The sequence below is a fragment of the Microbispora sp. KK1-11 genome (assembly GCF_006874435.1).
GTDB classification, from domain to species: Bacteria; Actinomycetota; Actinomycetes; order Streptosporangiales; family Streptosporangiaceae; genus Microbispora; species Microbispora catharanthi.
This window is the reverse complement of record NZ_VIRJ01000052.1, coordinates 1-25108: the sequence shown is the minus strand read 5'-3', so window position 1 is coordinate 25108 and position 25108 is coordinate 1. Positions and strand designations below refer to the sequence as shown.

Genomic DNA, 25108 nt, shown 5'->3' with positions numbered 1-25108 from the left:
GCGAGAAGAAGGTGACCATGCGACGGGGGCCGCCGGGGGAGGGCATGGCCGGGGGAGGAGGCGGCGGGCACCTCGGCTGATCGAAGGCTCGCGCCGGTGACCGGCCTCGCGAGGGGTGACGGTGTTCGAGTTCGACGTTCTCGGGCCGCTTCGGGTGAGCCGCGACGGGGTGCCCGTCCCGCTGGGTGCCGCGATGCTGCGACGCGTGCTGGCGGCTCTGTTGTGTACGCCGGGCAGGCCGGTGGCGGTGCCGGCGCTGATCGAGGCCCTGTGGGGGAGCACACCGCCCCGCAGCGCGCACAAGACGCTTCAGATATACGTGCTGCGGTTGCGGCAGGCGCTGGGCGAGCGCGACCGCGTCGTCCACTGCACCGGTGGTTACGCCGCCACCGTGCTGCCGCCGGAGCTGGACGCGCTGCGATTCCGGGAGCTCGCGGCGGCGGGGCGGGCCGCCGGGAGGAACGCGGACCTGGCGAAGGCGGGCATGCTGTTCGAGCGTGCGCTCGGCCTGTGGCGGGGGCCCGCCTACGCCGACATCGGGGACGTGGCGACGGTGGCCGACGAGGCCCGGCGGCTGGACGAGGAACGGCTGCTGACCTGCGAGGAGCTGGCCGTCGTCGACCTGGCCCGCGGCCGCCACGCGGAGCTGATCACCGGCCTGACCGAGATGGCCGAGTCGCATCCGTACCGGGAGCGGCTGCAGGCCTGTCTGATGCTGGCCCTGAGCCGGGCCGGGCGCCAGGTCGAGGCGTTACGGGTCTACCAGCGGACGCGGGCCGTGCTCGGCGAGGAACTCGGCGTGGAACCCGGCCGGTCGCTGCGACGGGTGCACGAGGCGATCCTGCGGGACGAAGCGAACGGCCCGTTCGCCGGCGAGCTGCTCGGGCCGGAGGGGACGGCCCGCGCGGACGAACGCGCCGCGTACCTCGAAGCCCCGGCAACCGCCGGGGACGAGGCGGATAGAGGGTGCACGGATCCCGCGACGACCGTGCCGTGCCATCTGCCACCGGACATCGCGGACTTCACCGGACGCCAGGACACGGCGGAGTCACTGCGGCTGTGGCTCACCGGCGCGGACGGACACACCGCCGCCACGCCGGTCGTGGCGCTGTGGGGCGGGGCGGGCACCGGCAAGACGACGCTCGCGGTGCACGTCGCCCACCGCCTGGGGGAGACGTTCTCCGGCGGCACGCTCTACATCGACCTGCGCGGGACCTGCCCTCGGCCGACCGCCCCGGCCGAGGCGCTGACGCGGTTCCTGATCGCCCTCGGGGTGGACGAGCGGGCGGTGCCGGACGAGGCCGAGGAGCGCGGGAAGCTGTTCCGCACCGTCCTGGCCGATCGTCGTGTGCTGGTCGTGCTGGACGACGCCGCGGGCGAGGAGCAGGTCAGGCCGCTCCTGCCGGGTGGTGCGGGCTGCGCCGTACTGGTGACGAGCAGGCGCGGGGTCGCCGGATTGAGCGCCCGTTCCGTGCGCGTCGGCCCGCTCGACCCGGCATGCGCGTCGGAGCTGCTCGGGCGGATCGCCGGGCCGGTTCGGGTGGCGGCGCGGCCCACGGTCGCGGCCGAGATCGTCCGGCTCTGCGGTCACCTGCCCCTGGCGATACGGATCGCGGGGGCGAAACTGGCGCTGCGCGAGCACTGGCGACTCGACCACCTGGCGGATCGCCTGCGGGCGGAGCGGGGGCGCCTGGACGAGCTCACCCTCGGCGACCTGTCGGTCCGGGCGGGGCTGGCCGCCGACTACGACAGGCTCGACGAGACCACGCGGCGGGCGCTGCGGATGCTCGGCCTGCTCGACGTCCCCGCCTTCGCCGCCTGGATGCTCGCTGCGGCCCTCGACGTGACGGTGCGCGAAGCCGAGGCGTACGCCGATCTGCTCGTCGACGCCCAGCTCCTGAGCTGCGAGGGCAGCGACGGGAACGGGTGGTTCCGCTACCGCTTCCCCGAGTTGGCACGGCTCTACGCGCGGGAACGCGCCGAGCTGGAGGAGCCCGCCGGTGAGCGGGACAAGGCGATCACCCGCGTTCTCGGCGCGTTGCTCGCACTGGCGGAGGCGGCGGAGAGCGGCCTGCCGGAGCAGGTGGCCTCCGGCATCCGTGGCGCGGCCCCTCGCTGGTACGCCGACCCCGCCACCACCAGGGCCCTGGTCGCCGATCCGGCGGCCTGGTTCGACAGCGAGCGGCAGACCCTGCTGGCGGGGGTGGCGCAGGCCTGCCGGCTCGGTCTGCACGAGGCGGCCTGGGAACTGTCCGCCCGCGCGGCCGGTTACTACGCCTTCCGCGGCCACTACCGGGACTGGGCGTTCTCCCACGAGCTGGCGCTGCGGGCGTGCGCACTGGGCGGCGACCAGTGGGGCGAGGCGGTGATGACGCGCGGCCTCGGCCACCTGCTCATGGTCGGCGTGGAGCCGCGGCGCGGCGTCGCCCCGGAGGCGATCGAGGCGGCGCTCGCGGCCTTCGGCGCGGCGGGGGAACGGCACGGCGCGCTCGACCTGTTGTGCCTGCGGGCGTTCGCGCTGTGCCGCGGGGGCGACCCCGACCAGGCCCGCGCGGTGGCGGACGAGGCCATGGCCATGGCCGAGGAGATCGGCTACGAGCTCGCCCTGAGCCGTCTCTGGTACGTCCGCGCCGTCACCGACCGGGAGCAGGGGCTCCATGGGGACGCGCTCGCCTGCGCGGACCGCGCGCTCCGCCTGGCGATCCGCGGGAACAGTCTCGTGGCCAGGACCCTCGCCCTGCGGGAGATGGCCGCCGCCTGCCGCGACCACGCCACGGGCAGGCGCGTCTCCCACCATCTGTGGGAGGGCCTGCAGATCTGCCGGCGGCGCGGGGAGCGGCTGCTCGAGGCGTATCTGCTGGTCGCCCTCGGTGACCTGTGCCTTCGTTTCGGGCGCCGGAACGTGGCGAAGCCGATCGAGCGGGCGCTGGCCGTGTTCGAGGAGTTCGGAGTCCGTGCCGGACAGGCCGCCGGGCTCCGCGTCCTGGGCGAGTCACAGCGTCTCGGCGGCCGGGCCGACCAGGCGGTACGCACGCTCGGCGACGCGGTGCGCACGGCGCGCGGGCTGCACGACCTCCACGAGCAGGCGCTCGCGCTGCGGGCCCTCGGCCGGGCCCAGCACGCCCGCGGCGACCAGGAGGCGGCCACCCGGTCCCGGACGGCGGCCCGCCGGCTGTTCCAGCGGCTCGGCGACACCGCCGAGGCCGCCGAGGCAGCCGTAGGCGAGGCCTTGACCGATCATGACAACCTGCGGATGACGACGCCCAGCACCTCGCTCACCGGCAGGTAGCCCCAGTGCCGCGAGTCCCGGCTGGTCGGGCCGTCGCCGAGGACCACCAGCCGGCCGGCCGGGACCACGTCGCCCGGCGCGGCGTGCACGCCCGGCGCGACCTGGTCGGGCACCCTGTCGCCCGGCATCGCGGCGACCCGCTTGATCAGCCACTCCGTCCCGCGCAGTGCGGGCGCGCGTCCCGAAGAGCCCGGGCCGCCCGGCTGCAGGCGCCGGAAGACCACCACCTGGCCGCGCCGCGGGACCGCCCGCGCGCCGCGCCGTATGAGCACCCGATCTCCCGGCTGGTACGTCGGAACCATGCTCGTCCCGGCCACCCGCACCACGACGAAGCGCCGCCGGGCCGTGACCACCCCGGCGACCGCGGCGCCTGCGGCCAGCGACAGCAGCGAAATCACGAAATGTTGCATGATCAACCTTTCGGCCTGGTCAGCCGATCGCGATTCTGCCGGGCCCCGGCTGCGCGACGGTTGCGCGGCGCCTGCGGCGTATCGCGCATCCGGCGCGCAACCGCGGCGAAGGCCGCGCCGAGCATCCTCACAGGGCGGGCGGCCTACCACGCCCGAACCCGGCAAAGGGAGAAACGATGATCCGTACGCTGAACCGCCTGGGAGACCGGCTGCTCGAAAAGCTCCTCCCCGGCGCCGAGGCCCAGGCCGACAACTGTTTCGAATACTGGCCGTCGGGCGGCTGCAACCGCTACAAGGACTGCTACCCCAACCCGACCGGCTTCCTCTGCATCACGTACTGGCGGAGCAGCTGCGGCGGGGCCTGGCAGAACATCGGCTACTGCTGATACCGGCCGGCACGTCCAATGGTCTACGCCGTGCTGACCGTCCGGCTCATGCTGATGGGGGTCTTCCTGGTCTCCATCGTCACGAAGCTGCGCACGCGGCGGACCTTCGGCGATTTCACCACGGCGGTACGGCGGCTCGGCGGCCTTCCCACGGGTCTCGCGACGCCCGCCGCCGTGGTGGTCGTCGCCGTCGAGGCCGCCACCGTCGTCATGCTGGCGGTGCCCGGCCTCGACGGCGACGGCAGGGCGGGCCTCCTGCTCGCCGGGGGCCTGCTCCTCGGGTTCGCCGCGGTCCTGGTCACCGCGCTGCGGCGCGGAACGACCCTCGCCTGCCGATGCTTCGGCGGATCCGACGAGCCGGTCAACCGCCGGCACGTGGCGCGCAACGCCGTTCTCGTCGCGTGCGCGGTGGCCGGGGCCGCCATGACGTCCGCCGTGGGCGGCACGCCCGTCGCGCCGCCCGCCGCCGCGCTCTGCCTGCTCGGGGCCTCGGTCGCCGTCGGCGCCGTCGTGCTCCTCGACGACCTGCTCCACCTTCTCCGCTGACCCATCGAAGGGAACGCCCATGGCCGTCCTGGCCGCCGCCGTCGCGCTGCTCGGCGGGCTCGTCCTGGTGAACCTGCTCCTGACGGGAGCGGTCATCAGGAAACTCCGGAAAATCACCAAGGCCTCCCTCGCCGGCGCAGTGCCCGCAAGCCCCGGGCTCGCCGTGGGCGCCGAGGTCCCGGCCTTCTCCGCGCTCACGCTCACGGACACGAAGGTCACCACCGACGACTTCGCGGGCGAGCGCACCCTCGTCGGGTTCTTCAGCACCGACTGCCCGCACTGCCTGCCGAAGGCGCCCGCCTTCGTCACGACCGCCCGTGACGCCGCCGCCGACGGCGTACGAGTCCTGGCGGTGGTGGTGGAGGGCGAGCAGAGGCCCGCCGAGCTGCTCGCCGCCCTGACTGACGACGTGAGCGTCGTCGTGGAGAGCGAGGGCGGCGCGATGGCGGACGCGTTCGAGGTCAGGGCCTTCCCGTCGTTCTTCCTGGTCGGCCCGGACGGGACCGTCGCCGGCAGCAGCCTGAAGCCGGAGCTGCCGGCGGCCGCGCCGTCCCCGGCCTGACCGGCGTGAGGTCACGACTCGGGCCGCTGCGGCTCACCCTGGCGCTCGTCTGGCGGGCCGGACCGGTTCTCGCCCTGTCCCAGCTCGCCATGGCGGTGCTGAACGGCGCCTCCCCCGTCGCGATCACGTGGCTCACCAAGCTGCTGATCGATCGCCTGACCGCCGGGCCGGGCCCCTCGACGACGCCGCTCGCCGCCGCGATGGCCGTGCTCGGAGCCCTGACCGCGCTGCTGCCCCACCTGTCCGGGTGGGTCCAGCGGGAGCAGCAGCGCCGCATCGCGTGGCGCACCGGCGACGAACTGTTCACCGCGGTGTGCCGGATGCAGGGACTGACCAGGCTGGAGAGCCCGGATTTCCACAACCGGCTCCAGCTGGCCCAGCAGTCCGCCCAGACCGCCCCGCAACTCGTCACCGAGTCGGCGCTCGGAGCGGCACGCGGCGCTATCACCATCGCCGGGCTCCTGGGCGCGCTCGCCACGCTCAGCCCGCTCCTCGCCGCCGTCGTGGCCGCGGCCGCCGTGCCCGAACTGGTCGCCCAGCTCAGGCTCGGCCGCCGCCGGGCGTACCTCCGCCTGGAGATGGCCCCCGCGGAACGCCGCCGGATGTTCTACCAGACGCTGATGCTCGATCACCAGGCCGCCAAGGAGATCCGGCTGTTCGGCATCGGAGGCTTCCTGCGGCGGCGCATGCTGGGCGAACTGGCCGCTGAGCAGCGGGCGGAACGCCGGATGGACCTGACGGCCATCCGCTACAACGGGGCGCTCACCGCCCTCAGCACGGTCATCGCGGGCGCCGCGCTGATCGTGCTGGTCTCCCGGATAGCGGGGGGCCAGGCCGGCATCGGCGACCTGGCCGTCCTCACCGCCGCCCTCGCAGGCACCCAGTCCTCCCTGTCCGGCACGGTGATCCAGCTGGCACATCTGAACGAGGCACTCGTCCTGGCCGGCCACTACGCCCACGTCGTCACCATCGGTCCCGACCTGCCGGAACCCGCCACCGGCGGCGGCGTGCCACCGCTACGGCACGGCATCGAACTCCGCGACGTGTGGTTCCGGTACGACACCGGCCATCCGTACGTGCTGCGCGGCCTGAACCTGACCATTCCGTACGGGCGGAGCGTGGCACTGGTCGGCCTGAACGGCGCGGGCAAGAGCACCGTCGTCAAGCTCCTGTGCCGCCTCTACGACCCCGAGCGCGGCAGCGTCCGCTGGGACGGCGCCGACCTGTGCGAGCTGCGCGTCGACGACCTGCGCCGCCGGATCGGAGCCGTGTTCCAGGACTACGTGGCCTACGACCTCACCGCGGCCGAGAACGTCGCCGTCGGCGACGTCGGCTCCCTTGACCGGCCGGAGCGGATCCACGCGGCGGCCCGCCGGGCGGACGTCCACGACACGCTGGGCAGCCTTCCCCGCGGCTACGACACCATGCTGTCGCGGTTCTTCGCCGCCGAACAGGACGAGGACCCCGGCCGGGGCGTGCTCCTGTCCGGCGGGCAGTGGCAGCGCGTCGCCCTCGCCCGCGCCCTCCTCCGCGCGGACACCGCCGACCTGCTCATCCTCGACGAGCCCAGCTCGGGACTCGACCCCGAGGCGGAGTACGCCATCCACCAGCGGCTCCGCGACTACCGCAGCGGCCGTACGAGCCTCCTCATCTCGCACCGCCTCAACACGGTGCGCGGCGCGGACCACATCGTCGTCCTCGCCGACGGGCGGGTGGCCGAACAGGGCACCCATGACGAGCTGATGGCCCTCGACGGCGAGTACGCCCGCCTGTTCCTCCGCCAGGCGGCCGACTTCCAGCTCAGCCAGGCCGCCGGCCCCGACCGTCCCTGACACCTGCCGTCCGAGTCGTCATCGCGGTAACCGCTTGCGCTCCTCGCCCGGCCTGAGGCAACCTTGGACCCCAAGGAAAAACCTAGGAATCCTAGGAATGCTCACAGTGCTCCAGGTGGAGAAGGGCGGCATGCACATGGCGCGGGCCGGGTTGACGGCGGATCGGGTGACGCTCGCCGGTGCCGAGCTGGCGGACGAGGTCGGGCTCGAGCACGTGACCATGTCGGCGGTGGCGCGACGGCTCGGGGTGAAGGACGCCAGCCTGTACGCGCACGTCCGCAGCCTCGATGACCTGCGCGGGCGGATCGCCCTGCTGGCGGCGGACGAGAAGACCATCCGCATCGCGGAGGCGACCGCCGGGCGGGCCGGAAAGGACGCGCTGGTGGCGTACGCCAACGCCTGGCGGCAGTACGCCCACGACCACCCCGGCCGGTACACGGCGACGCAGATCCCGATCCAGATCGATCCCGAGCTCGTGGCCCGGGCCGCCGGGCCACGGCGCGCCATCGAGCTGACCTACAGCATGCTGCGCGCCTACGCGCTGCGGGAACCCGACCTGACCGACGCGGTCCGGCTGATGCGCAGCACGCTCCACGGCTTCACCAGCCTGGAGGCCGCAGGTGGGTTCGCGCACGCGCGCCCGGCGGAAGACACCTGGGTCCGCTGCCTCGACGCCCTGCACACCCTTCTTGAGCACTGGCCCACGCACGACGAAGGAGATTCGACATGACCGGCCTGGCCATCGGCCACCTGCGCGTGGACGGCGCCACCCTGCGCTACGAGGTGCGCGGAAAGGGCCCGCTCCTGCTGCTGATCCCCGGTGGCACAGGCGGCGCGGCCTCCTTCGACGGCGTCGCGGACGCCCTGGCCACCGACTACACGGTCGCGTCCTACGACCCACGCGGCCTGTCCCGCAGCCCGCTGGACGACCCGGAAGCCCCGCAACGGGTCGAGCAGCACGCCGGCGACGCGTTGCGGCTGCTGGAACTGCTGTCTCCGGACGCGCCCGCCCGCATGGCCGCCTGCAGCTCGGGCGCGATCGCCGCGCTGCACCTGCTCACCACGCGTCCCGAGCGGATCGCACGCGTCGTGGCGCACGAGCCGCCGCTGGTGGAGGTGCTGCCTGACGCCGCCGAGCAGCGCGCGATGCTCGCCCGCGTCCAGGACACGTTCCGCCGGGAGGGGCTGATGCCCGCGGCGGCCGTGTTCGCGGCCGGCATGAGGCGGCCCGGCGCCGATCCCGTCGACGTCAAGGCGGCCACCGAACTCCCCCCGCAGGCGGCGGCCCGGGTGGAGCGGACGATGGCGGACATGCCCTACTTCCTCGGGCGCATCGTGCCGAGCTTCATGGCCTACACGCCGGACGTGGATCGCCTGGAGGCGCTGTCGGACCGGCTCGTGCTCGCCGCCGGAGCGGACTCACAGGGCGAACTGCCCTACCGTCCCGCCGCCTTCCTCGCCGAGCGGTTCGGCATGGAGCTCGTCCACTTCCCCGGCGGGCACACGGGGCTCAGCACGCACCCCGACGAGTTCGGCGAGCTGCTCCGCGAGGTGCTGAGCGCCTGATCCGGCCGCGCCCGGCGAAGTCGTGCCGCCGGGTGTCGTGTGAGGCGGGTGCTCGTTCGTCTTCCTGTTGAAGGCCGACCGAAGGAAGAGAGCCAACCATGAAGTACGTGCTGATGTTCGCCGAGACCGAGGAGTTCGCCAAGCGACTGGAGGCGATGGACGAGCTGGAGCGCGAGGCCGCCTACGAGGCGGTGATGCGCTGGTTCGCCGAGAACTCCGACAAGATCACGCATCACATGCATCTGGCGCCCGCGCACACCGCGACCACCGTACATCTCGGCGGCGGCGAGCCCGTCGTCACCGACGGGCCGTTCGTCGAGGGCAAGGAGGTCGTCAGCGGATACGCGGAGGTGGAGGTGGCCGATCTGGACGAGGCGCTGAAACTGGCCAGGTCCTGGCCGGCGTGCCCGATCGTGGAGATCCGCCCGGTCGCATGAGCGGGCCGGACAGCGGAAAGGGGAGCCGTGAGGTGCTGGCCCGCGTCGTGCGCGAGCACGCGGGCCGCCTCGCGGCGTGCCTGGTGTCGCTGCTGGGCGACTTCTCCGCCGCCGAGGACCTGGTGCAGGACGCCGTGGAGACCGCGCTGCGCCGCTGGCCGGTCGAGGGCGTGCCGGACCGGCCGGACGCCTGGCTGTTCACCGTGGCCCGCCGGCGCGGCCTCGACGTGCTGCGGCGGGAGACGAACTACCGCGTCAAGCTGGCCCGGCTGCGGTGGCCCGAGCCGGGGGAAGGCGACGACAGGCTGCGGCTGATCTTCACGTGCTGCCATCCGGCGCTGTCGCCGGCGGCCCGGATCGCGCTGACCCTGCGGGTGGTGTGCGGGCTGAGCACCGCGCAGATCGCCGCGGCCTTCGTCGTGCCGGAGACCACGGTGGCGCAGCGGCTCACCCGCGCCAAACGAAAGATCGCCGAAGCGGGCATCCCCTACCGGATTCCGGACGCCGAGGAGTTGCCCGAGCGGCTGGACGCCGTGCTCGCGGTCGTCTACCTGCTGTTCAACGAGGGCTATCTGTCCAGCAGCGGCGATCGGGCCGAGGCGCGCGACCTGGCCGACGACGCCGAGTGGCTGGCCGGGCTCCTGGCCGGCCTCATGCCGGGCGAGCCGGAAGTGGCCGGGCTGCTCGCGCTCATCCGGCTGCACCGGGCGCGCGGCGCGGCCCGGTTCGACTCCCACGGGCGTCTGGTGCCGCTCGCCGAGCAGGACCGCGGTCTGTGGGACCGCGCCGCGATCGCCGAGGCGACCGCGGTGCTGACGCGCACCGCCAGGGCCCATCGCCGGCCGGGGCCTTACCAGTTGCAGGCCGCGATCGTGGCCTGTCACGCCGAGGCCGCCGGCTTCGAGCACACCGACTGGGCACAGATCCTCGTGCTGTACGACATGCTCCTGGCGGTTGCGCCCTCGCCGGTCACCCGGCTGCACCGGGCCGTCGCCCTGCGCTACGTCAAGGGGCCCGCGGCCGCGCTGGCGGAGCTGACCGGCCTGGAGGAGGCCCTGTCCCGCTACCCGCTCCTGCACGCCACCCGAGCAGAACTGCTGCGCGCGCTGGGCGACACGAGCCAGGCGCGGCTATGTGATGAGCGGGCGCTGGGCCTGACCGCCAATCCGGCCCAGCAGGCCCTGCTCCACCAGCGGCTGGATCTGACCCATGGAGAGTGGCCATAGCGCCCCCGGTGAGTGCCCGGGCTGCCGGGGGAGCGGCGAGCCCGGCGTCGGGCGGGGGAGAGCCGGCGGCGAGCCTCGCCGCATGTGCCAGTCCGACGCCAGGCGGTGTTATTGATCTACTTCGTAAAGGCGCTGTCCGCGAACAGATCGACGCCGCTTACAAGCCTCCGACACGCACCACGCGGCCCTATCGCTGAGGACGCCTCTCCGCCTACTGCCTCACCTACGGCGCGCGGGAGCGCTGAGCACGTCGCTGAGGTCGTCGACCTCCAGCCCCCGCCCCGGCGTCGCCTTGGGCGCGGTGATCGTCATCGGCTTCTCCCAGTTCCGGTACTGCGTGGCCAGGTGCGCCCGCAGGATCCGGTCGTCTCCGAGCCCCGGGACCTCGGGCCGGGGGTGCGCGTAGAAGCGCCAGCCGACCCGGTAGGGCCACCCGCGGTCGTCGTACATGTACGTCCACGTCACCTCGGACGTGCCGAGGGCCGAGGTTCCCGCGGCCTCGCGGAAGCTGGGGGAGACGCGGTAGAGCTCCTTGAGCCTGATCGTCCCGGTCAGGGTGTAGATCCGCTGCCTGCGTCCGGTGGTGCGGTCCTTGGTCCAGGGCGTGACGCTCTTGCGGCTCTTGCCGGACAGCAGCGTGCGCAGCGTGGCCGGCTCCAGGACGTTGACGAACTGGTCGCCGTACGCGGCTGCGGCGCCGCTCGCGCGGCCGGTGCGCACCCAGGACTTCGCCCGCGGCGCGAGCTGGTACTGCCAGCCGCCCACGCTGAGCGTACGCAGCGTCCCCACCGTGCGGAGCACGCCGGCGAAGTAGGGGTCCTTGGCCGCCTCGTCCACCACCAGCCGCTTGTTGCCGATGATCAGCTGCCGGACGTGTTCAGAGGCGATAACGCCGGCCCGTCCCAGCTTGACCCTGCCGGTGCCGCGCAGTTCCATGCCGCTCCCGATGAAGGTGCGCTTGCCGTTGCTCAGCTGCACCTGCCTCGTCAGATCCGTGGAGGCGCTCCCGTAGAACTCGGTCGTCGCGCCGGCGCCGCGGGCGAGCAGGAAACGCAGGCCCGCCATCGGATCGGGTTCTGCGGCTCGGACGTGGGTGGTGGCGGGGGAGGCGGTCACGAGGGCCAGGGCGACGATGAGGGGGTGCATGCCGTACATCCAAGCGCAGATCGATCTTGGGTGTGGTGAATGCGGCGTGCTCGGCGAGCACGCCACCGAATCACCTGGAGCGAGAGAGGTCGGCGACGCGGCGGCCCAGCAATGCCAGCAGACACATCATGACCACGCCGACGGCCGCCAGGCCGGCGCGGTCGGCCGCCGTGTCGGTATTGGAGATCAGGCCGAAGGCGGTGTGGGCGATCAGGGCGCCGGAGGCCAGGGCGAGGCTGTGCCGGTCCGTCCACAGGCCGCCGGCCGTCCAGCGGCGCAGGAGCCACGCGACGGCGACCGCCAGAACGGCGGCGGCCGACATGGGCACGATCACCCACGCGCCGTGGGTGAATGCGGGCTGAGTCGCGCCGCCGAACGGGAACAGCGACGCCAGGTATGCGAAGGTGGCCACGGCGCCGAACACTCCGGCCGCAGCGGGCGCGGGCGGGCTGATCGAGGGCATGCCCGGGCGGGACTTCAGCCGCAGCCCCGCCGCCGCCAGCAGGACCACGGCCGCCGTACAGCCCGCCAGGATCGCCGGCGGCGCCTCGTATCCGGGGTCGATACTCGTCACCACCGTCATCCGCAGCAGCAGCGCGCCGAGGACGAAGACCGCCCCGGCCAGCCAGGCGCCGAGCCTGCCCAGGTAGGGCCGGTCGCGCAGGGACGGGACGATCAGGTCGGTCAGGAGGATCGGGATCGCGGCGCTGAAGACCGCGTGGTAGGGGATCTGCAGCTCGGCGTAGGCGCTGTTCAGGCCCAGGACCCGGGGCGCCCACCCGGCGGCGCCGTAGATCGTGGGGCTGCTCAGCGCCTGCAGTGCCAGGCCTTCCTCGACGATGCCGTAGGCGGCGCCGAGCAGCAGCACCCCCGTCCAGCCCGTCCCGGCCCGCCGTACCAGCTCGCGCACCAGGACGACGCCCGCGCCGTATATCGGAACCCACAGCAGCAGGAGCCACGCCATGCGCAGTGGCGGGTTGCCGAGGGTGAACTCGGCCACGAGCGGTGTGATCACCGCGAGGAGCAGTGCGGCCAGGCGGCCGCGCGTCTTGTTCGCCGTCATGCGGCCAGCGTGTTCCGCGCACACCGCCCACGTCTGCCGCCCCGGGGCCTGTCCGTGGCAACCCAGGTGACAACCCGGCGTCGACTTTGGTTGCTGCCGGCGGCGGGCCCGCCGTCATTACGCTGAACGTCCGTGACGGCAGACGTACGGCCGGGTCCTGCGAGGACCCGGCGCGACCGGGCGATCCGGGCAGGAGGCGTCGCCTGCGCGCTGGCCGCGGCGGCGGTCGTCGTGCGAGACGACCTCGGCGCGGCTACCGGCTGGTGGCTGGTCGCGGACGTGGCCGGCGGCGCGGCGGCGTGCGGGGCGCTGTGGCTGTCGCGCCGGTGGCCGGCCACCACGGCGCTCGTGGCCGTGGCGGTGGCGGTGCCCGCGGCCTCGGCGGCGGTCGCGGCCGGCATCGCCACGCTGATGGCCGCCCTGTATCGGCGCTCGGCCGTCGCGATCGGTGTCGGCGCCGCCTGGGTGGCCGCGACGCTGGCCCGGTTCTGGCTGCGGCCGCCGGGGCTGGCGCCGTACCCGGTGTGGGCGCTGGTCGCGGTGCTGTTCGGGGTGGCGCTGACGGGATGGGGGATGCTGGCGCGGGCCCGCCGCCAACTGCTGCTGTCGCTGGCGGAGCGGGTCCGCAATGCCGAGGAGGAGCAACGGCTGCGCGTCGAGCGGGCCCGCCACGCCGAACGCCTGGCCATCGCCCGCGAGATGCACGACGTGCTGGCGCACCGGCTGTCGCTGCTGGCGCTGCACGCCGGGGCGCTGCAGTTCAACGCGCGGGCCGACCCCGAGGAGGTGGTCGAGGCGGCCGCGGTGGTGCGCTCCAGCGCGCATCAGGCGCTGCAGGAGCTGCGCCAGGTCATCTCGGTGCTCCGCGAGGCGCCCGTCCTTTCCGAGCTGGACCTGCGCGCTCTGATCGAGGAGGTACGGCGGGCGGGCATGGAGGTCGAGATGCGCGACGGCGGTGTGCGGCTGCCCGACCTGCCGGGCGCGACGGCACGGGCGGCCTACCGGATCGTCCAGGAGGGCCTCACCAACGCCAGGAAGCACGCGCCGGGCAGGCCGGTGACCGTCCGCCTCGACGGCGGGCCTGACCGGGGGCTCGCCATCGAGGTGCGCAATCCCGTGGTGCACGCTCCACGAGGGGAGGGCGCCGGCCTGGCCGGGATGCGGGAGCGGGCCGAGCTGGCGGGCGGCCGGGTGGAGCAGGCCGGGGTGGCGGAAGGCGAGTTCCGCCTGACGGTCTGGCTACCATGGCCGGTGTGAGCGCCATACGCGTGCTGGTCGTGGACGACGACCCGCTCGTCAGGGCGGGTCTGACGCTGATGCTCAGGGGCGCCGACGAGCTCGTCGTGGTGGGCGGCGTGGCCGACGGCGCGGACGTCGCGGCCGCGGTCGACGCGCATGCGCCCGATGTGGTGCTCATGGACATCCGCATGCCGGGCCTGGACGGGATCGACGCCACCCGGCTGCTGCGGCGGCGGCCCGACCCTCCCCACGTCATCATGCTGACCACGTTCGACGCCGACGAGCACGTCTTCGGCGCGCTGCGCGCCGGGGCGAGCGGGTTCCTGCTCAAGGACACCCCGCCGGAGGGCATCGTGGACGCGGTCCTCCGGGTCGCGGCGGGCGAGCCGATCCTGTCACCCGGCGTGACCCGGCGCCTGATCGCCCACCTGGCGCCGGAGGCGGAGGACCGCCGCCGCGCCGACGCACGCATGCTGCTGTCCCGGCTCAGCGACCGCGAGCGTGAGGTCGCCGCCGCGGTCGGCCGGGGCAGGTCCAACGCGGACATCGCGGCCGAGCTCCACATGAGCGTCGGCACGGTGAAGAGCTACATCTCCCGCATCCTCGCGAAGACCAACCTGGACAATCGCGTCCAGCTCGCCCTCATCGCCCACGACAGTCCGCTCTAGCCGGGCCCGTTTCCCATACGGACTTCCAGCGGTGCGGCGGCGTTCACTGGACGACGACGGGGGCGAGCGCGGCGGAGAGCAGGCGGCGCGGGGCTCCCGAGCCGTCCGCCGGCGCCGTCCAGATGTCGGCGCCGAAGTCGCCCGGCATGGCATAGCCGAGCGTGCGGGCGTCGAGCCACACCGCCTGGTCGTCGACGCTGCGCCGCTCAGCGATCGGGGTTTCCCGCATGGTCGCAAGGTCGAGGACGTACAGCCGCCACGGCGCGTCCTCGGGAAGGCCGGCCACCCGCTTCTTGAAGGCGATGCGGGTGCCGTCGGGGGAGAGCGACGGGCATTCCACGTTCTGCCGGATCGTGGTCAGGGTGCGGGCCGCGACGTCGCCGCGCGCCAGCCACGTGCGGCCCCCCGTCGCGAGGGTGACCCAGAAGTGGCCGTCGTCGGCGAAGGTCACCCCCCACAGGTTGACATCGGCCGCGTGATAGGGACGGCCGTCCTTGACCACGTGGTAGGTCTCCAGGTTGTCCTGCAGCGACCAGGTGCGCGTGTCCAGGATCGAGGTGCGGGTGGAGAAGTTCGTCCCCGCGTACGAGTCGCCGCTCACGAAGACGGTCCAGGCCGCCATGCGGCCGGACGGAGAGACCCTCGTGCGGGTGGGGATGCCGGCGAGGGGGAACGCGCGCCGCTCCCGCAGGCGCGCGTCGAGCACCACGGCTCGGTAGGTGTCGCCCAGCGAGCCGTGCTCGGCCTGGAGGCAGGCGCCGGTGCCGGACGAGGCGTGGAAACGCAGGCACCGCATCCCGGACGAGACGCGCGCGCCCCCCGGGTCGTCCGCGGGCACGGAGACCACCTCGTCGCGGTGCGGACCCCACGTCATCGTCCGGAAGAGCATCCGGCGCCCCTGTCCCGCCGCGAGCGTGACCGCGCCCGGACCGGCGGAGGGCTCTCCCGTCCGCGGCAGGTCCCGGCTCTCCGCGCGGGCGGCGGCGTGCACCACCGCCCAGGTGGACAGGCCCCCGAGGAGCAGGACCGCGGCCAGCAGGACCGTCAGGCGGGGTGGGACGGTCACGGGGTTCCCTTCTCGTCGCACGGTCGGGTCGTCCGCCGCCGGGAGGGGCGCGGGGTGGGGCGGAGCGCGGCGAGCGCGATGGGGGTGGAGATCGCCAGCCCCGCCGTCGCGACGGCCAGCGCCGGGCCGTCGCCCCAGGCTGTCCAGGCGGCGCCGAACCCGATCGAGCAGGCGAATCGGGCCAGGGCCTGGCCGGTGCCCACCAGGGCCAGCCCTCTCGCCCTCATCGCGTCCGGCACGACGCCGGCGACCGCGGCCGCCAGCACGCCGTCGGTCGCCGCGTAGAAGGTCCCGTGCAGCACGAGCACCGTTACCACCACTGGCACCACCGCCGGCAGCGGCCCGCCGGGGACCGCCAGCACCAGGCCGTACGCGACGAGCAGCGCCAGGTGCCCGAGCAGGAACAGCCTCCGCCGTCCGACGCGATCGGCGACGGCGCCGGCGGGCACGGCCAGCAGCAGGAAGGCGGCCGCGGTCCCGAGCGGCAGCAGGGGGAACCACTGCACGGGCACCTCGAACCTGCGCTGCAGCAGCAGGTAGACGAAGGAGTCGCTCACCGTCGTCAGCCCCAGCAGCACCGCGCACGCCGCCAGCCGCCCCAGGCCGGGCATCCGCGGGAGCGCGGGTGCCTTTCGCGGGAGCGCGGATGCCCGGAGCGGGCCGGAGGGCGCCGCACTCCGGGCGACGCCGACGCCGCCGGGACGGCCGGGGACGAAGAGCACCAGCACCAGCACGCCCAGCGCGGCGACGCAGGCGCTGACCGTGAAGACGGCGTCGTAACCCTCCGCCGCCACTCCCAGCACCAGGAACGCCAGGACGGGCCCGCAGAGGGCTCCGGCGGTGTCCATCGCCCGGTGCACGCCGAACGCCTGCCCCCGGCGCTCGGGCGGGGCGGCCAGCGAGATGAGGGCGTCCCTGGGGGCGGTGCGCAGGCCCTTGCCCGTACGGTCGAGGGCCAGCACCGCGCCGATCACCGGCAGGGTGTGGGCGACCAGCAGCAGCGGCTTGCACAGCGCCGACAGGCCGTAGCCGGCCACGGCGACCGCCTTGTGCCGCCCGCCTCCACCGTCGGCGAGGTGGCCTCCGGCCAGCCTCACCAGGGCGCCGACCCCGTTGTAGACGCCGTCCAGCACGCCGAAGCCGAGCGGGGACAGCCCCAGCCCGGAGACGAGATAGAGCGGCAGCACGGCGGTGATCATCTCCGCCGACACGTCCGTGATCAGGCTCACCGCGCCCAGGGCCAGCACGGTTCCCGGAACCGCGGCCCACCGCCGCCCCCGCTGCGGGACGACGGCGGGCGCGCCGCGACTGTCCGCGAGGTACACGCGGTCAGTTCCAGACGCCGGAGATGGCCGACGCCGACGCCGCGTTGCCCGCGTGGCCGGTGCCGTACATGTCCTCGATGGTGCGCAACAGGTTGTAGTGGTTGTAGGTGGTGCCGGAGGACGACCCCGCCGACACCGGCTGCCCGTACAGGACGGTGGCGATGCGGTTGCCGCTCAGCCTGTTGTCCTCGTCGAAGGTGACGACGAGAAGGCTGTTGTGGGTCTTGGCCCAGGTCGCGTACGCGCCGAGGTTGTTCTTCAGCCAGGTGTCACCGGTGGACACCGAGCAGTCGTGCATGTCGCTGCACAGGTTCGGGACGACGAACGACACCTTGGGCAGCTTGGTGAAGTCGGTGGGGAACTGGGCGAACGTGTACGCGGTGGACGTCGGCACGTTGGAGAACCCGAACCAGGGGTTGTGCTTGCGGGCGTACTTGCCGCTGCTGCAGGTGGTCGAGCCCTGGCTGGGCAGCGACTCGTTGTAGCTGGCCCAGCTCTTGCCCGCGGCGATCAGCTCCGACGCCAGGTTGGGCGCGGAACTGAAGCCGGGGGTGTAGCAGGAGTCGTCGGTGATGCCCTGCGTCGACCCGGAGAACATGGCGAAGTAGTTGGGCTGGCTGGGATGGGTCTCGGCGTAGAAGGCGGTCAGGTTGGCCCCGCCGCTCTTCAGGGAGTTGATGTAGGGAGCGCTGGAGCTGCCGACGACCTGGGAGTAGGCGTGGTTCTCGAAGACCACGACCACCGTGTGGTCCGGCGTCGGCAACGTGGCCGCCTGGGCGCTGAAGCCTCCGGCGGCCCACAGGCCCAGGGAGGCCGCGGACAGCGTGATGGCGGCGGCGAGAGCGGTGATGCGGCGGGACGGCATGGCTGTCCTCCACAGGGGGGTGTCTGCGACGAGCTCAGGCTAGGAACCCCCCGTGACGCCGACCGCACGCCCGACGTGAAGGTTGGCCGAACGGTGAGTGAAGCCCCCTTGCCGCCCGATTTCCGGGATTGCCTCGCCGGGTGCTGCGACCCACCCGACCGGGTGTGACCGAACGGAGCGCCGGACCGCCGGGGCCGGCGGGACCGACGTGTCCGCGATGGCGGCGGCGTGGGTGTCGCGGACGTCGTGGGCGTCGAGCCCGGTGACGGCTGTCGTGCCGCACAGTGCCGCCCGGTGTCGCCCGGTGTCGCCCGGTGTCGCCCGGTGTCGCCCGGTGTCGCCCGGTGTCGCCCGGTGTCGCCCGGTGTCGCCCGGTGTCGCCCGGTGTCGCCCGGTGTCGCCCGGTGTCGCCCGGTGTCGCAGGGAATCCGGGCTCGGCGAGCCGGCGGTGGTGGACCGAGGAGCCTACACCCCGGCTGCTGAACGGTCGGCCGCGGTGACCGCATCACGGGTGGTCAGGCCGATTTCTCAGCCGAAGACTGAAGATCGTTCTAGGCTGAGGCGCCATGCGTACGCTTAGGGTGATCCTCGCGCTGTTCGTCCTCTACTCCCTCACCTTGGGCGCCGCGTCCCGCGTGTCGGGCCGGTTGGTCGTGGAACGCGCGACGTCCGAGGCCGTCGAGGTGTTCACCGTTGACTGGGCCGCCTTCTTCGACGAGCCCTACGACTCGCGAATCGAGCCGTTCAACTATGCCCTGGACGCGGCCACGCAGCGCGTGGAGGCACACCCGAAGGACCTCGCCCCGCCGTATCTGCTGAAGCGGCCATACCGGCTGGTCTCTCCGTACATCACCGAACGTGGGCGGGCGCTGGCCGCCGCACCGCTCACCGGTGTCGCATGGCCCGACCACGTACGGACCCCCTTCACGATCACCCCGGTCGTACGGCAGGTGCGGCACAGCCGGGCGGAGCTCGAAACCGTGTTGGACGCCGTGATGTCACGGGTCGACGACCCGAGGGTTTTGAGCGGCTACATCGACGCCGAGCGGAACCGGGCCGTGGTAGAGGTGAACGACGTCGACCTGCGGCTGCGCCGTCGGCTGGCTCAGGAGTACGGCTCCGACCTGGTCGCCGTCCAGTGGAGCCCGGGCGGCACTCGATTGCAACTCGTTTGACGACGTCAATCACCTTGGACACGACGTGGTTCGCCGGCGGCGGCCTCGGGGAGTCAGGTACTCCCGGGGAGCGGCCGGAGCGGGAAGCCTTCCTACTTGTCGTGCTGCCGGCGCACCATCTCGGTGATCCAGATGGGCGCGAACGGAGACGTGCATCCCGGGGGAGTCGGGTAGTCCTTGAGCACCTCCAGGCGCTCACCGATGTCGATCGCACGGGCGCGGTGCTCGGCGTGCTCGATCCCGATCTGAGCCAGACAGTGGTTCATCGCCCACTGCAGGCGATCCGGGGCGTCTTTCATCTCCGCCTCGATGACGCCGAGCAGTCCTGCGAGGTCGAGGCCCTCAGGCTTCTTGGACACGCGTTCGGTGGTCAGGGCCCAGCCGGCACTCGCGACCACTGGATCCGGATCGGCGGACCAGGTCAGGCGCAGCTCCTCGGAGTGCGGGTTCTTCTTCACCACGTAGTTCACGAGCCAGTCATGCACCTTGGGTGTGCGCGCCTCGCGCAGCATGACGTCCAGCTCGTCACGCTCGAACGCCTTCGGGCGGCAGATCAGGATCGCCAGCAGTCTCGCCGCGGTGTCATCGGTCTCCCAGAGCCGGCATGCGAGTTCCTGCTGCGTCTTCAGCCGCTTCGCGAGCGCGCGCAGCCTGCTGAGGTTCACACCGTGATCGTCACCGTGTCTCTTGTTCACCTCGCGCGCCTTCGGGTCATCGAGGCCGGCCAGCTCGGCCATCACCTCGGCCACCGTCGTCTCGGTCGGCGCCGTCTCGGCCACCTCGGCCTCCTGTCCGTCACGTGTGAGATTCAGCCTACGAGCACTCGTCTGTTCATAGGTATCACCTATAGCATCTGCTTACATTTCGTCTTTGCCTCTCGTTCTTTTCCGGACGTACCGTGAAACAGCTCGACGAGGTGCTCACCGCGATTTATCCATGAATTCGCGCTCTGCGCACGTCGATTCTTCTGATGCCGAGCGGACCAACGCGCGATCGAGAGGACCGGTGGCATGACCACGAATGAAAACGGATCGGGAAAGCGAGAACTCGCGGGAAAGCGGGCTCTGGTCACGGGTGGCTCTCGCGGAATCGGGGCGGCCATTGTGCGCCGGCTCTTGGACGCGGGCGCCGAAGTGCTCACGACCGCCAGGTCGGCGACGAGCACGGTGCCGGAGGGGGCCGCCTTCGTGGAGGCCGACGTACGGACACGGGCTGGAGCGGAGGCGCTCGCCGCGGCCGCGCAGGAGGCGCTCGGCGGAGTGGACATCCTGGTCCACAACGCGGGCGGCGCCCGGCCGCACAAGGGGAGCGCGGCCATCCCCGACGAGGAGTGGCAGGACGCGCTGGACCTGAACTTCCTGGCGTCTGTGCGGCTGGACTCGCTGCTGACACCAGGGATGCGGGAACGGCGTTCGGGGGCGATCGTGCACGTCTCCTCGGCCGCGGTCGCCGCCCCGGTGGCGCCGTTCCTGCACTACACGGCGGCGAAGGCGGCGCTGGGGAACTACAGCCGGGGACTGGCCTTGGAGCTGGCCCCGTTCGGTGTCCGGGTCAACACCCTGACTCCCGGCAGAGTCGCCACCCCCGGCGGCGAACGGACGCGGGAGCAGTGGGCGCGCATGGACGCGGCGCCGGACCAGAACGACAATGCCGTGCCGCTGGGGCGCGATGGTCAGCCCGACGACATCGCCCACGCGGTGCTGTTCCTCGTGTCCGACCGGGCGAGCTGGCTGACCGGGAGCGATCTCGTCGTGGACGGCGGCGAATTCCCCAGGGGGTGACGCCGACGACATTCCAGAGCGCCGGTTTCGACAAGAAGAACTCATCGAGCCGAGCCGCAGTGGAAACCCGGCACATCACCGAGTTTTGCGAGAAAGAACGAAAGAATCCTGGCATGGCGCCGTCCTCGCCACCTCCACCGCGAACGTCATCGGCATGCCGGCGACCAGTGTCCATGCGGCCGGCGTCACCCAGCTCTGAGTTCGTCCTGCCGTCTGCCACGGGCGTGCACCGGTCGCCCATGGGATCGATGCGGCGCGAGAGCCCGCTACTTCGTAGGAGGTCGTATCCGGTGGCGATGATGCGGCCGTCAGGACACCGGTGAGAAGAATGCGGAATCGTGCCAGGTCTCCTGACGCAGGAGTTCGAGCAGGGCCGTCTCCGCCGGGCCCGCGCCGGGCCGGACCACGGCGATGACGGGCTGGGACACGGCCGGGAACACCGGGCGGACGAGGCGCTCGTAACCGTGGGGCACCGCGGAGGCCGGGACGAGCGTCACCCCCAGCCCGTGGGCGGCCCAGCGCACGGCCGTCGCCGTCTGGGACACGCGGGCGACCGTGGCCGGGGTCAGCTCGTTGTCCCGCAGCACGTTCAGCAGCACGCCGTCGAGCGCGCTGTCGCGGTCGAACCTCACCCACGGCTCTCCCTCCAGCTCGCGCAGCTCGACCCGGTCCGCGGCGAGCAGCCGGTGCCCGGAGCGCAGCACCACGACGAACTCCTCGTCGCCGAGGTGGTGGGCGTCGTCGGGGGACTGCTCGCACGCCGCCATCAGGGCGAGGTCCAGCACGCCCCGGCGGCACAGCCGCTCCAGCTCGGCGGAGCTCGGCTCCTCGAAGACGGTGACCTCCAGCCGCGGGAAGCGTCGGCGCAGCGCGCTCAGCGCGCCCGGCAGCTGCCGCGTGCCGAAGCCCATCTGCACCGCGACCACCAGCTCGCCCACGAGTTCGTCGGCGTGGGCCCGCGCCGTCGCCCTCGCCCGCCGCGACGCCCGCACCGCGACCTCCGCCTCCCGCAGGAACGCCCGGCCGACCACGGTGGGCACCAGTCCGGTCGGCGTACGGGCGAACAGTTTCACGCCGAGTTCCCGCTCCAGGCTGCGGATCTGCTGGGACATCGACGGTTGAGCGACGTTCAGCCGCTCCGCCGCCGCCGTCACCGAGCCCTCCTCGGCAACGGCCAGGGCGTACTCGAACTGACGAAGGCTCATCGGCTCCATTCCCTCCCTGCGGTAGGCCACGATCCACCACCTGTAATTGCTGTAATAGTGTAAGCGGGATCTTTCGACCTCCGCGGGCCGGGTTCTCGATGTGATGCAGGCCGAAGAGACGTGGTTCGATCAACAAGATGGACGACAGAGGCGGAGCGTCATGGCATCTCACGGAAAGCTGGCCGGGAAGATCGCACTGGCCGGGGTCGGAGCGCTGGCATTGGTGGCGCTCGCGTTGGGCGGCATCGCTACGGCGAACCAGTCCAACGGGTCGGACGTGACCGTGGTGAAGGAGACGCGAGAGGTCGACGGCCGGGGGATCCTGTCGGCGAACGTGGTGTGCGGAAAGGGTCTGCGGGCCGTGGGCGGAGGTCATGCTTTTCGCGGAGCCCATGACGTGAGCAAGCCGGTGGCGTTCCCGGTAAGCGCGCCCGGCAGCACGAGCGACACTCCCGGTGCTGTCCAGAACGCCTGGGACTTCGTCGTGGTGAACCCGACGAGCGAGAAGATCAGCGTCGAGCTTTACGCGATGTGCGTCCCCATAGGGTGACCAGCCCCCTGGTCCTGAGTGATGGAGCGCATGTCGGATGCCGAGCATCCGCACCATCGACCGCCCGGGCTGACCTCAAAGGACGCGGGCGGGAAGTGAAGCGCGCCTGACCTGGATAAGGGACGAAGACCTGCCCGGCGGCAACGTCGAGACCGACGAAGCTCCCATGGCCGCCTGCCGCCGGGACGTGGTGGCGTAGCAGGGAGGCAGGGGCGCCGGAACCACCGCGGCCGGGTCCAGGACGGCGCGACGCTTGCCCTTCTCAGGGGGACAGCGGTAGTCGCGGCTGATGCGGATCTCGGCCACTCCCGGAGCGAGGCGGTAGGTTGCGAACGGCATGGTGCACTCGCTGTGACCGTCCTCCCAGCGCAGCCACACCACGTCGTCCTTGCGCGGGTTGACCATGGCCCGCGTGTCGCGGCTGTCGTTGAGGGGTTGGTAGCTGTCGGTGACGTCGCGGAACCGGCCGGTCTGCCCACGGTCGGAGAAGCAGACGCTGGGCGCGTCACACCGGTTGGGATCTTCACCGCGGACCAGAGGGATTGCGTCATCGGCGGGCCGTAGGAACAGGGTCACAACCGTGGCGATGAGTGCGCCCGCCACGAGCCCGGCGAGACCGGCCAGCAGGATGCGGGTACGGCCCGGCCCGGAGGCCGTCGGCGCTGGGGCGTGAACCGAGGGGGTCGTCTTCTTGGCCTGCTGGGTGGCGGACTCAAGATCACCAGGGCTTGCTATTCGCCGCCAGGTGTCCTGCCACCGGGCGACCTGAGCCTCGATCTCCTCAGTCGACAGGTCGCAGGCGGAGAGGCACGCCGCCACATAGGCCTCGACGAAGGCCAGCCGCGGCAGGCCGGGCAGCCCCCGCCCGTTGAGGATGTAGGACACGGTGCTCGCCGGCAGGGCGTCCACCTGGTGGCCATCGGGGGTGGTCGAGCGGCCGGCCAGGTGGCGCAAGCGGCGCAGTGAGGGCTGTCCCGCCCAGGTCCTGAGCCGCTGGAGCACGTCGATGAATTCTTGAGCGCTGCTCGCCGACGCCGGATCTGGCGGAGGCGAGGTCACCGCGTCGCCCATGTGAAACCCACCTTCCTGGGAACGGGACGGTCAGAGGATTCCTCTGGCAGTCTTACTTCTACGCCTGCCGTACAAGATCGGCCAATTGCGTTCAATTCTGTTGCGCCGCTTGTTGGACACCTGTCTTCGCAGGTGAGCTGGCCATGCCTGGCCCGAGTCCAGGTGAACCTCCTCACCAGAGACAGGAGAAAGAAGCCATGCAGCTCAGCAGAAAGATCGCACTTCCCGTCGCGGCGTCCGCAGGAGCCGCCTCGCTGCTCTTGTCCACCGGCGGAGCGGCATCCGCGGCCACTGCCCAGGCACGCAGTCCCCTTCCCTCGTGCGTGCATTGGCATCTGTCGAGCAGCGGCGTCACGGACCACCTCAGCGTGACCAACAGCTGCGGCGCAGGTCATTGGCTCAAGGTGATCTTGGCCCATCACAAGGACAGCAAGTGCATGTACTACGCCGCCGGTGAGACCTGGCGCTGGTCCTGGAAGTGGCCGGGCAAGTTCTCCAGCCTGCACAACTGCTGACGCGGAGCGGCTCGGCGGCGAGACCAGATGCGCGGGAACATCTCACGGGCCCAGGTGTTCCCGCGCGCGCGACAGATGCCGCGCCGGCAGATCGGCCGCATCTGGCGAAGTTACGGATTATGCCCGTCCAACACCGAACCTCTGGGGCGGGGGAGGAGTCGAAGGAGACGGGGCGGCAGCCGCCCCTTTTCCGATCGCCCTAGCCAAGGGGGCCTGTGAGTGATGGCTCGGTGGTTATCCCGGCGTTCCCACGCTTTCCAGGGTGTCGGGTCGTTCGCGTTCTTCGCGGCCTGGTTCGGCATCCTGATCTCGATGCTTGTCGCTCAGGTCTTCGGCATCGTGTCGGCCCTGGACCTCGGGCGGCACGGCGTCCACACCACCGGCGTCGCGCTCTCCACCCGGTCGGAGACATGGAACGACAGCGACGGCGACCCCGTCACCGTCCACTACACGAAGATCGGTTTCACGGTGGGCACGGAACGGCACGTCGAGGAGATCTCCGGCCGTTACACGACCGGGGAGAAGGTCCGGATCGTCTACGACCCCGAGAGCGTGAACGTCGTCAGGAGCGAGGAGGACACCGGCCTCGGTGGGCTGATCGGGGATTTCGTGGGCGTCGCCGTTCTGCTCGCCATGCTCGTCTTCGGCGTCAGCTTCGTCATCTCCTGGTACCGGTGGTGACGGTTCGTCAGCAAGCCCCGCCGAAGATCGGCGCCGGCATCGGACACGCCGGAGCGACCGTAACCGTCGAAGAGGCCGAAGGGGCCTTCTCACCCGTGCCGGCCAGGTCGTCGCCGAGGTTGCCCGCATCCCCACCAGGCCGATCGCCCGGTTCACGGTCCGCAAGCCTCAGCGCTGACGTAAAGACCGCACCGGGCGGGGAGAACTGCGTTCGGGTCACTATCCTTCCGGCGTGATCTCCGCGGTTCTCGGCACCGCCGAGGTTGCGTCCGGGCTGCTGCACTCGCCGGTGCCGGCCGAGCGCTGGGAGCGGCCGAGCGCGCTGGCCCGGTTCCGGATCAGCGGCCTGGCTGGGCAGTCTAGGTGTTCTGTCCATGGACGTTGGTGACCACCGCCCGCTGCGGCGTGGTCGCTGTGGGCGGACACGACGAGCGCATGGGGGCGAGAAGCCAGTACCCACGCGGCTGCGCCTCCTACACGCGGGCCCGTACGGCAAGGTCACCC

Annotated in this window: 24 protein-coding genes; 15 read left to right on the top strand and 9 right to left on the bottom strand. The window is 72.2% G+C overall.

What is annotated here, in order from left to right:
* Nucleotides 1-121: 121 nt before the first annotated feature.
* Entirely contained in the window at nt 122-3289 is a 3168-nt protein-coding gene (locus FLW16_RS41050; protein ID WP_142566398.1) for an AfsR/SARP family transcriptional regulator, read from the top strand.
* Here the strand turns inward: FLW16_RS41050 and FLW16_RS41045 are convergent.
* The gene (locus tag FLW16_RS41045) at nt 3238-3699 is read right to left on the bottom strand and encodes a S26 family signal peptidase (RefSeq protein ID WP_142566397.1); all 462 of its coding nucleotides are present in this window, start codon (nt 3697-3699) and stop codon (nt 3238-3240) included. The two genes, FLW16_RS41050 and FLW16_RS41045, sit on opposite strands and share 52 nt — an antisense overlap.
* Nucleotides 3700-3875: 176 nt before the next feature.
* Between FLW16_RS41045 and FLW16_RS41040 the strand changes: the two genes are divergently transcribed.
* The 8 genes from FLW16_RS41040 (at nt 3876) to FLW16_RS41005 (ending at nt 10254) form a co-directional block, all read left to right on the top strand.
* The gene (locus tag FLW16_RS41040) at nt 3876-4085 is read left to right on the top strand and encodes a hypothetical protein (RefSeq protein WP_142566396.1); all 210 of its coding nucleotides are present in this window, start codon (nt 3876-3878) and stop codon (nt 4083-4085) included.
* Between the two features lie 30 nt (nt 4086-4115).
* Nucleotides 4116-4631 (top strand): MauE/DoxX family redox-associated membrane protein, encoded by a 516-nt coding sequence (locus FLW16_RS41035; protein ID WP_142566395.1) that lies wholly within the window; start codon nt 4116-4118, stop codon nt 4629-4631.
* A 19-nt stretch (nt 4632-4650) separates the two neighbouring features.
* Nucleotides 4651-5193, top strand: a complete 543-nt coding sequence (locus FLW16_RS41030) for a TlpA disulfide reductase family protein (RefSeq protein WP_142566394.1) — start codon at nt 4651-4653, stop codon at nt 5191-5193.
* A 5-nt stretch (nt 5194-5198) separates the two neighbouring features.
* The gene (locus FLW16_RS41025) at nt 5199-7025 is read left to right on the top strand and encodes an ABC transporter ATP-binding protein (protein WP_260616155.1); all 1827 of its coding nucleotides are present in this window, start codon (nt 5199-5201) and stop codon (nt 7023-7025) included.
* A gap of 136 nt (nt 7026-7161) precedes the next feature.
* Nucleotides 7162-7755, top strand: coding sequence for a TetR/AcrR family transcriptional regulator (locus FLW16_RS41020; protein WP_142566408.1), 594 nt, complete (start codon nt 7162-7164; stop codon nt 7753-7755).
* Nucleotides 7752-8591 carry an alpha/beta fold hydrolase gene (locus FLW16_RS41015; protein WP_142566393.1) on the top strand — a complete coding sequence of 280 codons (840 nt, stop codon included), beginning with the start codon at nt 7752-7754 and terminating at the stop codon, nt 8589-8591. Before FLW16_RS41020 ends, FLW16_RS41015 begins: the two co-directional genes overlap by 4 nt.
* 98 nt (nt 8592-8689) lie before the next feature.
* On the top strand, nt 8690-9028 hold the full coding sequence (locus FLW16_RS41010) for a YciI family protein (protein ID WP_142566392.1): 339 nt from the start codon (nt 8690-8692) through the stop codon (nt 9026-9028).
* Entirely contained in the window at nt 9025-10254 is a 1230-nt protein-coding gene (locus FLW16_RS41005) for an RNA polymerase sigma factor (protein WP_142566391.1), read from the top strand. The genes FLW16_RS41010 and FLW16_RS41005 overlap by 4 nt, the downstream gene beginning before the upstream one ends.
* Nucleotides 10255-10473: 219 nt before the next feature.
* On the opposite strand, the gene FLW16_RS41000 is transcribed toward FLW16_RS41005, so the two are convergent.
* Both FLW16_RS41000 and FLW16_RS40995 read right to left on the bottom strand, forming a co-directional pair.
* The gene (locus FLW16_RS41000; RefSeq protein ID WP_142566390.1) at nt 10474-11400 is read right to left on the bottom strand and encodes a hypothetical protein; all 927 of its coding nucleotides are present in this window, start codon (nt 11398-11400) and stop codon (nt 10474-10476) included.
* Between the two features lie 70 nt (nt 11401-11470).
* Nucleotides 11471-12463, bottom strand: a complete 993-nt coding sequence (locus FLW16_RS40995) for a hypothetical protein (protein WP_142566389.1) — start codon at nt 12461-12463, stop codon at nt 11471-11473.
* Nucleotides 12464-12595: 132 nt separating this feature from the next.
* On the opposite strand from FLW16_RS40995, the gene FLW16_RS40990 reads away from it, so the two are divergent.
* Together FLW16_RS40990 and FLW16_RS40985 are read left to right on the top strand one after the other, a co-directional pair.
* A complete protein-coding gene (locus FLW16_RS40990; RefSeq protein ID WP_142566388.1) occupies nt 12596-13720 on the top strand; it encodes a sensor histidine kinase in 1125 nt (374 codons plus the stop codon).
* Nucleotides 13708-14370, top strand: a complete 663-nt coding sequence (locus FLW16_RS40985; RefSeq protein WP_142566387.1) for a response regulator transcription factor — start codon at nt 13708-13710, stop codon at nt 14368-14370. The genes FLW16_RS40990 and FLW16_RS40985 overlap by 13 nt, the downstream gene beginning before the upstream one ends.
* Nucleotides 14371-14413: 43 nt before the next feature.
* On the opposite strand, the gene FLW16_RS40980 is transcribed toward FLW16_RS40985, so the two are convergent.
* The 3 genes from FLW16_RS40980 to FLW16_RS40970 are packed head-to-tail and all read right to left on the bottom strand — an operon-like array spanning nt 14414 to nt 17626.
* Nucleotides 14414-15436, bottom strand: coding sequence for a PD40 domain-containing protein (locus FLW16_RS40980; RefSeq protein WP_142566386.1), 1023 nt, complete (start codon nt 15434-15436; stop codon nt 14414-14416).
* Nucleotides 15433-16761 (bottom strand): MFS transporter, encoded by a 1329-nt coding sequence (locus FLW16_RS40975; RefSeq protein WP_142566385.1) that lies wholly within the window; start codon nt 16759-16761, stop codon nt 15433-15435. The genes FLW16_RS40980 and FLW16_RS40975 overlap by 4 nt, the downstream gene beginning before the upstream one ends.
* A 4-nt stretch (nt 16762-16765) precedes the next feature.
* Nucleotides 16766-17626: an alkaline phosphatase family protein gene (locus FLW16_RS40970; RefSeq protein WP_142566384.1), complete on the bottom strand. Its 861-nt coding sequence runs from the start codon at nt 17624-17626 to the stop codon at nt 16766-16768.
* 566 nt (nt 17627-18192) lie between these two features.
* Here FLW16_RS40970 and FLW16_RS40965 point away from each other — a divergent pair.
* The gene (locus FLW16_RS40965) at nt 18193-18801 is read left to right on the top strand and encodes a hypothetical protein (protein WP_142566383.1); all 609 of its coding nucleotides are present in this window, start codon (nt 18193-18195) and stop codon (nt 18799-18801) included.
* 92 nt (nt 18802-18893) lie between these two features.
* On the opposite strand, the gene FLW16_RS40960 is transcribed toward FLW16_RS40965, so the two are convergent.
* Nucleotides 18894-19538, bottom strand: a complete 645-nt coding sequence (locus FLW16_RS40960) for a DNA alkylation repair protein (RefSeq protein WP_221891551.1) — start codon at nt 19536-19538, stop codon at nt 18894-18896.
* A gap of 273 nt (nt 19539-19811) precedes the next feature.
* Here FLW16_RS40960 and FLW16_RS40955 point away from each other — a divergent pair, with 273 nt between their 5' ends.
* Nucleotides 19812-20582, top strand: coding sequence for an oxidoreductase (locus tag FLW16_RS40955; RefSeq protein ID WP_142566381.1), 771 nt, complete (start codon nt 19812-19814; stop codon nt 20580-20582).
* 308 nt (nt 20583-20890) lie between these two features.
* On the opposite strand, the gene FLW16_RS40950 is transcribed toward FLW16_RS40955, so the two are convergent.
* The gene (locus FLW16_RS40950; protein WP_142566380.1) at nt 20891-21787 is read right to left on the bottom strand and encodes a LysR family transcriptional regulator; all 897 of its coding nucleotides are present in this window, start codon (nt 21785-21787) and stop codon (nt 20891-20893) included.
* Nucleotides 21788-21947: 160 nt separating this feature from the next.
* Here FLW16_RS40950 and FLW16_RS40945 point away from each other — a divergent pair, with 160 nt between their 5' ends.
* Nucleotides 21948-22337, top strand: a complete 390-nt coding sequence (locus tag FLW16_RS40945; protein ID WP_142566379.1) for a hypothetical protein — start codon at nt 21948-21950, stop codon at nt 22335-22337.
* A 75-nt stretch (nt 22338-22412) separates the two neighbouring features.
* Here FLW16_RS40945 and FLW16_RS40940 read toward each other — a convergent pair whose 3' ends face one another.
* Nucleotides 22413-23408: a hypothetical protein gene (locus FLW16_RS40940; RefSeq protein ID WP_142566378.1), complete on the bottom strand. Its 996-nt coding sequence runs from the start codon at nt 23406-23408 to the stop codon at nt 22413-22415.
* Nucleotides 23409-24235: 827 nt separating this feature from the next.
* Between FLW16_RS40940 and FLW16_RS40935 the strand changes: the two genes are divergently transcribed.
* Entirely contained in the window at nt 24236-24604 is a 369-nt protein-coding gene (locus FLW16_RS40935; RefSeq protein ID WP_142566377.1) for a hypothetical protein, read from the top strand.
* Nucleotides 24605-25108 lie beyond the last annotated feature (504 nt).